Annotated in this window: 8 protein-coding genes and 1 pseudogene; 3 read left to right on the top strand and 6 right to left on the bottom strand. The window is 61.9% G+C overall.

Features of this window, described 5'->3' with window-relative positions; all coding sequences use genetic code 11:
* Positions 1-15: 15 nt before the first annotated feature.
* From ACTJKT_RS01545 to ACTJKT_RS01530, 4 genes are read right to left on the bottom strand one after another with little or no spacing between them, the layout of a single operon-like run.
* Positions 16-666, bottom strand: coding sequence for a MotA/TolQ/ExbB proton channel family protein (locus tag ACTJKT_RS01545; RefSeq protein ID WP_440785923.1), 651 nt, complete (start codon positions 664-666; stop codon positions 16-18).
* A 39-nt stretch (positions 667-705) separates the two neighbouring features.
* Positions 706-2,985 carry a TonB-dependent receptor gene (locus tag ACTJKT_RS01540; RefSeq protein WP_440785922.1) on the bottom strand — a complete coding sequence of 760 codons (2,280 nt, stop codon included), beginning with the start codon at positions 2,983-2,985 and terminating at the stop codon, positions 706-708.
* 24 nt (positions 2,986-3,009) lie between these two features.
* Complete coding sequence (locus tag ACTJKT_RS01535) at positions 3,010-3,738, bottom strand: energy transducer TonB family protein (protein ID WP_440785921.1); 729 nt, start codon at positions 3,736-3,738, stop codon at positions 3,010-3,012.
* Between the two features lie 2 nt (positions 3,739-3,740).
* Positions 3,741-4,148, bottom strand: coding sequence for an ExbD/TolR family protein (locus ACTJKT_RS01530; protein ID WP_226304393.1), 408 nt, complete (start codon positions 4,146-4,148; stop codon positions 3,741-3,743).
* A 187-nt stretch (positions 4,149-4,335) separates the two neighbouring features.
* On the opposite strand from ACTJKT_RS01530, the gene ACTJKT_RS01525 reads away from it, so the two are divergent.
* From ACTJKT_RS01525 to ACTJKT_RS01515, 3 genes and pseudogenes are all read left to right on the top strand, one after another.
* Positions 4,336-4,890 (top strand): GNAT family N-acetyltransferase, encoded by a 555-nt coding sequence (locus ACTJKT_RS01525; RefSeq protein WP_440785920.1) that lies wholly within the window; start codon positions 4,336-4,338, stop codon positions 4,888-4,890.
* Positions 4,887-6,464, top strand: a pseudogene (locus ACTJKT_RS01520) (alkaline phosphatase D family protein). Before ACTJKT_RS01525 ends, ACTJKT_RS01520 begins: the two are co-directional and overlap by 4 nt.
* Positions 6,465-6,630: 166 nt before the next feature.
* Positions 6,631-7,872 carry an MFS transporter gene (locus ACTJKT_RS01515; RefSeq protein ID WP_440785919.1) on the top strand — a complete coding sequence of 414 codons (1,242 nt, stop codon included), beginning with the start codon at positions 6,631-6,633 and terminating at the stop codon, positions 7,870-7,872.
* A 65-nt stretch (positions 7,873-7,937) separates the two neighbouring features.
* Here ACTJKT_RS01515 and ACTJKT_RS01510 read toward each other — a convergent pair whose 3' ends face one another.
* A complete protein-coding gene (locus ACTJKT_RS01510; protein WP_440785918.1) occupies positions 7,938-8,777 on the bottom strand; it encodes a 5'-nucleotidase, lipoprotein e(P4) family in 840 nt (279 codons plus the stop codon).
* Positions 8,778-8,977: 200 nt separating this feature from the next.
* Complete coding sequence (gene fusA / locus ACTJKT_RS01505) at positions 8,978-11,098, bottom strand: elongation factor G (protein WP_440785917.1); 2,121 nt, start codon at positions 11,096-11,098, stop codon at positions 8,978-8,980.
* Positions 11,099-11,700: the final 602 nt, after the last annotated feature.

Here is an 11,700-nt window from a genome sequence, read left to right as displayed (position 1 = left end):
CGCCCGCCCCGGGAATCACGCGGTAGTGCGGCTGTGCAACGGGGTCGGTACCCGCTGCGGTACCTCATCCTGCACCCGGGCACCGGTGGCCGCGCGGATCAGCAGCATCTTCAGTTGATCGTTGATGCGCTCCAGGCTGTCCTGGAAAAAGTTATGGAACACCACGCAGAACAGGGCGATGGCGATCCCCAGCCCGGTGGCGAACAACGCCGTGCCGATACCGCCGGAAATCTGGCCCGGGTCGGACACGCCGGCACTGGCCAGGGCCTTGAAGGTATCGATGATCCCCAGGATGGTCCCCAGCAAGCCTAGCAAGGGCGCGGCGGTGGTGATGGTTTCGATGATCCACAGGCTGCGGGCCAGCGGGGCGCGGGTCGACAGGTATTGGCTTTCGATCACATCGTCCAGGTCCTTGCGCGAGCCCTGGGCAGCCTTTTGCGCCAGGACCGGCAGGACCATGCTCAAGGGCAGGCTGTCGCGGCGGGCGGCGCCTTGCGGCAGGTCCCGCTCGCTGTGCACGTGGCTGCCCAGGGCCTCCATCAACGAGCGGGCCTGGCGCCGCACATAGGCAAAGTACAGGCCGCGTTCGATGGCGATGAAGATCGCGATGGCCACCGCGGCATACATCACATAGAAGGTGATGTCGTGAAGCAGGTTCATGTCCATGATGCTGTACCTCATTCTTCGATAAATGGCGGATGACGATCAGAAATTCGCTTCCAGGGAGACGGTCACGGTGCGTTCCAGGCCCACGATGTAGGCCGGATCGCCGTCACGAAAACCCTCGTAGGTCGCGGCGTTGGTCTTGGTGGTGTACACGCCGTCCAGGTACTTCTTGTCGAACAGGTTGTCGACGTTCAGGCGCAGGGTCGCGTCCTTGACCACTTTCTTGTCCACCGGCAGGTAGATGCCGGCGCCGAGGTTGAACACGGTGCGTCCGGAAATGGCTTCGTCGTTGGTCAGGTCGCCATACAGCTTGCTGGTGTACTTGCCACCGAAGGTGCCGTAGAAGCGCCCGTCGTCGTAGCCGATGTTGGCCGCCAGCATGTTCTTCGGCACGTTGGCGAACTGCTTGCCGCTGGTGGGCAGGACAATGGCCTTGCCGGCGTTGTAGACGGTCAGGTCGTCCTGCTGCTCGGCGCGGGTGTAGGTGTAGGAGGTGTAGTAGTTGAAGTGGTGGGGCAGCAGGCCGCTCCATTCCAGCTCCAGGCCGCTGTTGTCGACGGCGCCGGCGTTGATGTCGGCGAAGTCGCCGTTGATGTCCCTGGAGGAAACCTGGCGGTCCTTGAACTTCATGTAGAACAGGGTGGCGGCCAGGGTCATGTCGTCGCCGCTGTAGCGCCAGCCCAACTCGTGGTTCCAGCTGGTTTCCGGCTTGGAGTCGATGGAGCCGACGCCCTGGTCGTAGAGCACGTAGTTCTGCGGGATGCGCATGTTGCGCGACAGGCTGTAGAACAGCTGGTTACGCTCGTCGAGCTGGTATTTCAGGCCGGCGTTGGGCAGCAGCTTGTTATAGGTCTGGCTGCGTTTTTCCGGCTGTTCGGTGAGGCTGCCGTGGTTGGTGCCGTCGCGCTTGACGTCCATGTAGGCCAGGCCTGCCACCAGGGTCCAGTCCGGGGCGAAGTACCAGGTGTCCTGGGCCCAGACTTTCTGCGCCGGGGTAACGGTGAAGCGGTCGCGACCCTGGACCTTGTTGCCGTTGGCGTCCACCACGTTATCCGAGTCCGGCCAGGTGCTTTCCGGCTTGCCACTGCTCTTGAGCGGAATGAACGGCTGGGTCTGGCTCTGGCGCGCGCGCTCATACCAGTAGCCGAATTGCAGGCTGTGGTCGCCCAGGTCCCAGTTCAGCTTGGTGGTGATGCCCGGACGCCAGGTCTGGGTCCGCGAAGGGCGGTAGTAGACGCCGCTGGTGGAGGAACCGTCGGCGTTGTACTGGGCGGCGCTCTGCAGGTTACTCAGGTCGAATACGCCACCCCGGTTGGAGCCGCTGTTCAGCGCGTAGCTGGAGGCGCCCACGCCGCTGCCGTTGCCCCAGTAGTAATAGGGGATGACCGACAGGGCCAGGTTGTCGGCCAGCTTGAATTGAGTGTTGAGCACCGCGGTAAAGGTCTGGAACGGGTTCTGCGCCAGGGCGTAGTAGCTGGTGACCTTGCCGTTGCTGCCCAGGGCCGGCGTCGACGGGTAGGGGTCGTACTTGCGGCCGTTCTGCTGGAACTGGGTCTTGGTCAGCTGGCTGTAGCTGTTGTTGTCCTGCTCGTGGTACTTGAGGATCAGGTTGGCGGTGTTGCCGCCGCCCATGTCGAAGAAGCTGTTCCATTCCACCTTGTCCGCCCGCACCGCACCGTCGCCGCGCCATTTCTCGCCTTCGGTATGAGACAGCGAGAGCCAGTTGCTCAGGCCGTTGACTTCGCCGGTATTGAGCCGGGCGAAGGTCTTGAAGGTGCCGTTGCTGCCCGCCACCTGCTTGACGAAGGCCCCGGTTTCCTTGGTCGGGCGGATGGTCACTATGCCGATGTTGCCGCCACTGGAGCCGATGTGCGGGCCATCGGCTTCGGCCGCGCCCTGGGTGACGAAGATCTGCTCGATGTTTTCCGGGTCGCCCAACAGGTTGGAGTACAGCGCGTAGTTGCCGGAGTCGTTGATCGGCATGCCGTCCACCGACATCCCCACCTGGTCGGAGTTGAGCCCGCGCATGGTGAAGCGGAAACCCGAAAGCCCGGTGGCGTCTTCGCTGGAGATGTTCAGGCCCGGGGTGTATTTGAGCTTGTCGACGGCGTTGCCGGTGGCGGTCTGTTTGTCCAGCGCCTCCTTGGTCACCGTGGAGCGCCCCTTGATGCTCTCCTCCTGGACCATGTAGCCACCGCCCGCCGTGGCCTTGCCTTGCACGCCAATGGTGCCGACGTCGCTGTCGCTGGTGTCTGCCATGGCGATCCCATGGCCCATGCTCGCGGCCACGAGTGCCAGATGAATCCGGGTGAACTTCATCACTGTCGTCCTGCTGTTGGGTGCTTACTGCACGCTGTAGTTGAAGGTGGCGGTGAAACGTTGCTCGTTGCGTCCGCCGAAGGCTTGCTCGGGGAACGGCTTGACCTGCTTGATCCGGCGCAGGCTGTTGGTGGCGGCCCGGTTCAGCAGCATGCTCGAGGCCTGGGTCTGGATCCCGGAGTCGAGGACGCGGCCCTGGCGATCCACCAGCAACCAGACCACCACCTCGCCAGTGGGGCGTTCGAGGGAAGCCTGGCGTCCGCTGGGGTACTGCTTGTAGCTGTCCAACTCGTTGCGCAGACCTTTGAGATAGCTGCCTTCCAGGGCCTGGCCGTCGACCTTCGGCGCCGGCGGCGGGGCGGGTGGGGCCGGGGTCGGGGCGACGGCGGGCTGCACGGGCTTGGCGGCGACCGGCGGCGTGGGTGCCGGCGTTGCCTTGGCGGCCACGGGGGTTGGCTTGGGCTGCGGTTTTGGCTTGGGTTCAGGTTTCGGCTGTGGCTGTGGCTTGGGCGGCGGCGGAGGGGCCGGTTCGGCTTCCTGGTCCTCGATGACCGGCGGCGGTGGTTCCTGTTCCACCACGGGCTCGGGGGCCACTTGCGGCTCTGGCTCGACCAAAGCGATTTCAACCGCCGACTCGTCATACACCGGCTGCACTTTCAGGGTTTGCGACTGGATACCCAGTGCGATCAGCACCAGGGCGATCAGGGCCGGGACACTGCCCAGCAGCTGACGCGCACGAAACAGGGCGTACATGATCAGGACTTACGCGTGGCGATGGACACCGAGGTAAAGCCACCCAGGCGCAGGGTGTCCATGACCTCGACCAGGCGTGACACTTCCACGCCCTTGTCGCTGTTGACGATGATGGTCGACTTGCTGTCAGGCTTTTGCGCGGCCTTGAGCGCCGGCACCAGGGCTTCGACGCTGAGGTCCTTGCCATCGAGTTGCAGCTGGCCTTCCAGGCCCAAGGTGAGGATGAACTTGTTCTGCGGCTTGAGCTGTTGCGCACTGCTGGCGCTGGGCAACTGGGTCTTCATGCCCAGTGCCGGAATCACGTTCAGGCTCACCAGTACGAAAAACACCAAGAGGAACATCATCACGTCGATCATCGGGATCAGTTCGATGTGCGCCTTGCGTTTTTTCGGTTCGTCCCAGGTTCTCATTCCGTTACCCCGTCGTTGATTAGGGGCGACACGCTAGCAACGGAAAATGACCGAATGGTTAACTTTAATTTAAGCTTTTAGGTGTCTAGGACGGGGCCCGCAGAAGATCTTGCAGTCTTTTTCGACGGTCATGAAACTGACATGACGGGGGCGCACTTTTGCGATTTTATCCGGCGAGCACCCCGACATGAGCGCTGCACTTCCTTCTTTATCGACCCCGCGACTGGCGCTGAAAGCGCTGCAAAAACACCAGGCCGAAACACTGTCCGAGCTGGCCAACGGGCCTGAGATTGCCGACAACACCGCCGCGATTCCATCGCCTTACACCCTGGAGTCGGCGCTGACTTTTATCGATGGCCAGGAGGAAAATTTCCGTTCCGGGCAATCCCTGGCGCTGGGCGTTCATCTGCGCGAGAGCGATGAATTGATCGGCGTGATCAGCCTCAGGTTGTCCGCCGCTCATCGCAGCGGGCACCTGGGCGGTTGGACCGCCGCGCACTGCCGCAACCAGGGCTACGGCGCCGAAGCGGCCAACGCAATCATGGCGTTCGGCTTTACCGAACTGGCGCTGCACCGTGTTGGCAGTCGGTGTTTCGCCCGTAACAAAGGCTCGGCCCGGGTGATGGAAAAAATCGGCCTGGGTTACGAAGGCTGCATGAAAGGTGCCTTCCTCAAGAATGGGATTCATGAGGACATGTTGCTGTACGGGCTGTTGCGTGCCGATTGGCAGCCCGCGTCATGAGTGACGACTTCAGCAAAGCGGTGGATCTCGACCGTCGCCGGGTGCTGTCGGGCCTGGCGGTGGCGACGGCTTTTTCGATCCTCAGCCCCTTCGCCCGCAGTGCCGGCATCGACTATCCCTTCACCCTGGGCGTGGCCTCCGGCGATCCGCTGCCGGATGGCTTTGTCATCTGGACCCGCCTGGCGCCACTGTTCAACGCGGCCGATGGGCGTGGCGGCTTGAGCCGCGCGGTACCGGTGCGCTGGCGGGTGGCCAGTGATGCGGCGATGAGGCGGATCGTGAAACAAGGCGTGGTCACGGCCACCGAGCGTTTCGCCCATTCCGTCCACGTCGAGGTCGCGGGGTTGGAAGCGGGGCGGCCCTATTGGTACCAGTTTGAAAGCCTCGGGGCGCAGAGTCCGACAGGGCAGTCGCGCACGGCTCCGCCGCTGCACGCGATGGCGTCGGCACGCCTGGGTTTTGTCTCCTGCTCCCACTGGGAGCGCGGCTACTTCAGTGCCTACCGGCACTTGGCCGCGGAACAGCCCGATCTGGTGTTTTTCCTCGGCGATTATATTTACGAGAAATCCTATGCGCCCGACTCCGGCAAGATCATTCGCCCCCACGGCAGTGACGAGGCGCTGGACCTGGCAGGCTATCGCAACCGCTATGCCCAGTACAAGACCGATCCCGACTTGCAGATGCTCCACGCCAGCGCGCCCAGCGTGGCGACCTGGGACGATCACGAGGTGCAAAACGACTACGCCAATCGCTGGTCCCAGGATCCGGGGACTCCGGTCGCCGCGTTCCTCAGGCGGCGGGCGGCGGCGTATCAGGCCTTTTATGAGCACATGCCACTGCGCGCCCGCAGCCTGCCCAAGGGCGCGGACATGCGTATTTACCGGCGCCTGGACTACGGCCGGCTGGCCCGTTTCCATGTGCTGGATGGCCGCCAGTACCGTTCCGAGCAACCCTGCATTGCGCCCAATGGCAGCCATCAGGGGCATATCGCCGAAGACAGTTGCCTGGATTTACGCAACCCCAGGCGCACCATGCTGGGCTGGGAGCAGGAGGCCTGGCTGGACCAGGGCCTGGCCCAGTCCCGGGCGCAATGGAATGTGATCGCCCAGGACCTGCTGGTGGCGCCGCTGATCCAGCGCGTCCCGGCGAGCCAGGCGCTGGGCTCCTGGACCGACGGTTGGGACGGTTACAGGGCGACTCGCGAGCGCGTGCTGGCGTCCATCGAGCGCCGGCGAGCCAGTAACCCGGTGTTCTGGGGCGGCGACATTCATTCGTTCTGGGTCACGGACCTGCATGCGCGGGCCCATGACCCTGACTCGCGGATCGTCGCCACTGAATTCGTCGGCACCTCGGTCACGTCCGACGGCTAGTCGTTCAACGCCATCCTGCCCCTCAATCCCCATGTAAGGTTTTTCGAGAACCGCTGGCGGGGATATGTGGCGGTGGAGTTGGAGGAACGGAAGATGCTGACGCACCTGCGGATCATTTCCGATCCCCGGGATCCCCATGCCAGCGTCTCGACCCTCAAGTCCTTTGCGGTGGAATCGGGGCGGGCGGGGGCGGTTGCGGTCTAGGCAAGGAGCGGGGGCGCGCATCGATCAGCAACTTGTCTGACCGTCGTAGGCGCGTCCGCAACGAATCGAGGATCGATTTGACCCGAGCCCTGTGCGCCTGTGCTGGTGCCGGGCAAGGCGTCTCGGGTTTAATGTCGCGCAAACATAGGCCTCAGGGAGGGGGCATATGAGGTCCGTCGGCGATCGCTTATCAGCCTACAACGATGCGCTGCGCGTCTCGTCTTTTCGCCAGTTGCTCATTGGCCAGGGCCTGTCGATGGCCGGCGACGCAATTTGTCTGGCGGCGCTGCCGATAGCGCTTATCCGGGCCGGTTTTGGTGCGGAAGTATTCGGCCTGGTCATGGCCGCCGTCGCCCTGGGGACAGTAACGGGCGCCTTGGCCGGAGGCGTGCTGGCAGACCGCAAGTCGGCGAAGCAGGTGCTGATCCATACCGATACGGCAAGGGGCATTGCCCAGCTTGCCGCGGTCGCGCTGCTGGTCTCGGGCGCTGCGTGGTGGTGCCTGCTTGTTGCCTATCTGATCTTTGGTATCGGCATCGGTGTTTCCCGCCCCTGTGCCCAGGTCCTGCTGGTCAACCTGCTGCCCAGGCAGGCCCTGGTGGCGGGAAACGCTGCAATGAACTTCGTTGATAACCTGGTTGCCGTGGTGTTTCCGGCAACCCTGGGCGTGTTCATTATTCTCTGGGATCCGGTATGGGGAATATTGATCGATGGCCTGACGTTCTTCTGCGCAGCCCTGTATACCGCGCGGTTGCCCGACATGGCTGAGCATGCGCCTGAAGATGAGTTGTCCATTGGCCAAGCGCTGAAGGGCATCACCCTCATCAGCGGCAACGCCATGCTGCTACTGGGTTTCGCCGCGACGCTGGTGGTGAATGTGTTGTGTTTCCCGATCTTCCTGGTCGTCGCGCCTTACGCCATCAGCGAGCGCTTCAGCGAATCCATGTGGGGCCTGTGCCTGGCCGCATCAGGATTGGGTGCCTGTATCGGCTCCATCGTCACGGTTCTCGCCTCCGGCCATGAGCGACTGCCCGGCCTTGCCGTGACCTGCGGTCTTTTTCTAGCCGGCGCCATGGCACTGCTCGGTCTGGGAAGTTCGGCCTGGATGGCGATTCTCGGGGCAACCTTCGTCGGTATCGTCGAAGCCTCATGGCTCACGGGGTGGGCGACGGCCATGCAAAGGCTTGCCCCCGAGAAGGATCTGGGCAAGGTCGTGGCGATCGATACCTTGGTTACCAGCGGCGTGCACCCGTTCATCTACCTCGGCAGCGGAATCCTCGGCGGCATCCTTGGTTACTCCCAGACCCTGACGCTTACCGCCATTGCCAGTGCCCTTGGCACGCTATTCATTGTCCTGGCCTCCAGCCTGTTCATGTCCAGGAACGCTCGAAATGATCAAGTGCTCTAGTGTCCAGGGACAGATACTGAGGGAGGAGGGCGGGACTTGAATGGGCAAAGGGCAAGTGGCCGGGATTACGGCTTCGGCTGCCAGGCCGTCGATGCGGCCGCCGCCTTGAACTTGGCGCGGTTTTCCGCGGTGGCCGGTGGTTCCGAGTCACCGAAAATCGCCTTGAGCCAGTGCCCGTCGGTAGGGTTCGGGAAGAGGATGAACTTGCGTCCGAATTGCTCTTTGTCTTCAGTCATCAGGCTGTTGCGTTGCTTGACGTCCGCGACGTAGTACTTGCGCTTGAAGTCGTTGAGGTTGTCGCCCAGCATGACCACCACCTCATAGTCCTTGGCGATTTCCGTTTGCCGAGGCTCTTTGTTGGAGCTGTCGCGATAGACCGTCAGGTGTTTTTCATCGGCAAAGGGCAGTTGGTTCTTGCGCAAGTTGGCCAGGGCGTATTCCTTGGTTTTTTCGCCCTGGTCGCGACTGGTGACGTAGAACACCTCGACCCCCTTCGACTGCGCGTAATTCAAGAACTCCAGGGCACCGGGCGTGGCGACCGGGCCATTGTCGGCGACCCACTGGTCCCAGGCGCCGTCATCGAAAAACTCTTTCCCCGAGTTGATCATGTAGCCCCAGTAGCTGTTGCTGCCCAGCACGGTGTCGTCGACATCGCTGATGATGGCTAACGGCCGATCGCCGTCCTTGTGCGCCTGCAGGGCTTGATCCAGACGCATCCTGGCGATGTTGAAGCCTTGATGGTAAAGCGCATCGAACTCGGCCGCGGTCTGCTTCCAGGCAACCGCTGCAGTCAGCAGGTTGGAAGCTGGGCTGGCCGCCTCTGCGGCAGAGGCGGGAGTCCAGGGCAACACAAGAAGGGAGAGGAGCAGGGGGGCGATCAAGGGCTTGCTGGTTTTTATTGTCATATTCGACACCTTGGAGTGAGTTCGAAACTGCGTGAACAAATACCGCCAAGCCGTTCTATAGCAAGCGGGTTTGCCGCTCAATACAGATGTCGTGTTTTCAGATTAATGAGGCGTAATTCTCTACCTGGCATCGCCCGAGATCAGAAACAGCGAAGCCAGAGTATCTTTCGCGACACTCTGGCTTCGCTGTTCCGGCCGGGTTACTTGATCAGCGTTTCGACAATGTTCAATGGCGCCTCGGCGTACTTGGCGAACTCCATGGAGTAGCTCGCGCGACCCTGGGACATGGAGCGGACGTCGGTCGCATAGCCGAACATTTCCCCCAGCGGCACTTCGGCACGGACAATCTTGCCGGAGACCGAGTCTTCCATGCCCTGGATCAGGCCACGACGACGGTTCAGGTCACCCATCACGTCGCCCATGTAGTCCTCGGGGGTGACGACCTCGACCCGCATGATCGGCTCAAGCACCACACCCTTGCCCTTTTCCCGCAGCTGCTTGGTGGCCATGGAGGCCGCGACCTTGAACGCCATCTCGCTGGAGTCGACGTCGTGGTAGGAACCGTCGAACACGGTCGCCTTGAGGCCGATCAGCGGATAACCGGCGACAATGCCGTTCTTCATCTGCTCTTCGATACCTTTCTGGATGGCCGGGATGTATTCCTTCGGCACCACGCCACCCACCACCTCGTTGGCGAACACCAGGCCTTCGGTGATATTGCCTTTTTCGTCGACGTCGGCCGGAGCGAAACGAATCCAGCAATGGCCGAACTGGCCACGACCACCGGATTGACGCACGAACTTGCCTTCGATCTCGCAGCCGACGGTGATCTTCTCGCGGTAGGAAACCTGCGGCTTGCCGATGTTGGCCTCGACGTTGAACTCGCGCTTCATGCGGTCAACGAGGATGTCCAGGTGCAGCTCGCCCATGCCCGAGATGATGGTCTGACCGGTTTCTTCGTCGGTCTTGACCCGGAACGACGGGTCTTCCTGGGCCAGCTTGCCCAGCGCGACCCCCATCTTCTCCTGGTCAGCCTTGGTTTTCGGCTCCACCGCCACCGAAATCACCGGCTCAGGGAAGTCCATACGCTCCAGGACGATCGGCTTGTTGATATCGCAGAGGGTGTCACCGGTGGTGACGTCCTTCATGCCGATCAGCGCCGCGATGTCGCCGGCACGCACTTCCTTGATTTCCTCGCGCTGGTTCGCATGCATTTGCACCATGCGACCCACACGTTCCTTCTTGCCCTTGACCGAGTTGATCACCGAGTCGCCGGAACTCAGGAAACCCGAGTAGACGCGAATGAAGGTCAGGGTGCCCACGAACGGGTCGGTAGCGATCTTGAACGCCAGGGACGAGAACGGCTCATCGTCATCCGCATGGCGCTCGTCGATGATTTCGTTATCGTCGGTACTGTCCGGGTGATGGCCCTTGATCGACGGGATCTCGGTCGGCGCCGGCAGGTAGTCGATAACGGCATCGAGCACCAGGGGAACGCCCTTGTTCTTGAACGAGGAACCGCAGACAGCCGGAACGATCTCGCTGGCCAAGGTGCGCGCGCGCAGGCCGGCCTTGATCTCTTCGACGCTCAGTTCACCTTCCTCAAGGTACTTGTTCATCAGCTCTTCGTTGGCTTCGGCGGCGGCTTCGACCATCTTGGCGCGCCACTCCTCGGCCAGCGCCAGCATATCGGCGGGAATTTCTTCCTCGCGATAGGTGGTGCCCTTGTCGTCCTCGTTCCAGTAGATCGCCTTCATCTTGATCAGATCGACCTGGCCCGCGAAGCTGTCTTCAGCGCCGATAGCCAGCTGGACCGGAACCGGGGTGTGGCCCAGGCGGCTCTTGATCTGCCCGACCACGCGCAGGAAGTTGGCGCCGGCACGGTCCATCTTGTTCACGTAGACCACCCGTGGCACGCCGTACTTGTTGGCCTGGCGCCATACGGTTTCGGACTGCGGCTCGACACCGGCGGTACCGCAGAACACCACGACCGCGCCGTCGAGTACGCGCAGCGAACGCTCCACTTCAATGGTGAAGTCGACGTGACCCGGGGTGTCGATAATGTTGACCCGGTACTTGTCATCGTATTGGCCGCGCGAACCTTTCCAGAAGGTGGTCACGGCAGCGGAGGTAATGGTGATGCCACGTTCCTGTTCCTGCACCATCCAGTCGGTGGTGGCAGCGCCATCATGCACCTCACCCATCTTGTGGCTCAGGCCCGTGTAGAACAGGATCCGCTCGGTCGTGGTGGTCTTGCCCGCGTCTACGTGGGCGACGATACCCAGGTTGCGGTAATGATTGATGGGAGTTTTACGACTCATGATGCTCTCCTTGAAGCGGGACAAGACAGATGTTCACTGGTTCCGACGGAGCAGGCGGACGTGGTGCTCGCCGCCAGCTTGCCAGGCGGCCCGCGCACTCTGTCAAAGCGCCGTCGAACACCTGAGGATGAGCAATGAAACCAGCGTTACAAGCAATGTAGTCCTCCTCGCGGACAAGGCGCTCGATAACTTACGGCTGACCTCAGCCAAAGGGTTATATAGGCCTGGCTGGCATATATCCTATGGGCCTTGATGGTATTGCCCGCAGCCATGGCGCCATGCGTATCGCACTCCCCGGTATATCGAAGTCGAACCTGATCAACACCCTCCGCGAGGTTGACTCGACGCATCCTTTATTAATTCCAGAAGCCATGCCTGAGTAATGGATCACCTGATCGTGACCGACATAGATACCGTGATGGGTGGGTGTATATGCCACTGCCGACAATTAGGTGAGATCCTGCAAGGAATGTAGGCATGCGTGGTCTCCAGGAGACATGCTTTAAGGGAGCACCAGCGAGTTCGTCACATTCCGGGATGGCGGTGCGCTATCATCGGTAACTCTTGTACAAACACATACTGCAGTGACTGTGGGTATCAAG

The sequence above is a fragment of the Pseudomonas sp. 22526 genome (genome assembly GCF_052044735.1).
GTDB classification, from domain to species: domain Bacteria; phylum Pseudomonadota; class Gammaproteobacteria; order Pseudomonadales; family Pseudomonadaceae; genus Aquipseudomonas; species Aquipseudomonas piscium.
Note: the sequence above shows the minus strand (reverse complement) of the source record. Positions and strands in the feature narration are given on the sequence as shown.

Excerpts from the sequence above, each read along its gene's own strand:
- ACTJKT_RS01535 (WP_440785921.1), bottom strand. The coding sequence starts at position 3,738 with ATGTACGCCCTGTTTCGTGCGCGTCAGCTGCTGGGCAGTGTCCCGGCC.
- ACTJKT_RS01540 (WP_440785922.1), bottom strand. The coding sequence starts at position 2,985 with ATGAAGTTCACCCGGATTCATCTGGCACTCGTGGCCGCGAGCATGGGC.
- fusA (WP_440785917.1), bottom strand. The coding sequence starts at position 11,098 with ATGAGTCGTAAAACTCCCATCAATCATTACCGCAACCTGGGTATCGTC.
- ACTJKT_RS01545 (WP_440785923.1), bottom strand. The coding sequence starts at position 666 with ATGGACATGAACCTGCTTCACGACATCACCTTCTATGTGATGTATGCC.
- ACTJKT_RS01515 (WP_440785919.1), top strand. The coding sequence starts at position 6,631 with ATGAGGTCCGTCGGCGATCGCTTATCAGCCTACAACGATGCGCTGCGC.
- ACTJKT_RS01525 (WP_440785920.1), top strand. The coding sequence starts at position 4,336 with ATGAGCGCTGCACTTCCTTCTTTATCGACCCCGCGACTGGCGCTGAAA.
- ACTJKT_RS01510 (WP_440785918.1), bottom strand. The coding sequence starts at position 8,777 with ATGACAATAAAAACCAGCAAGCCCTTGATCGCCCCCCTGCTCCTCTCC.
- ACTJKT_RS01530 (WP_226304393.1), bottom strand. The coding sequence starts at position 4,148 with ATGAGAACCTGGGACGAACCGAAAAAACGCAAGGCGCACATCGAACTG.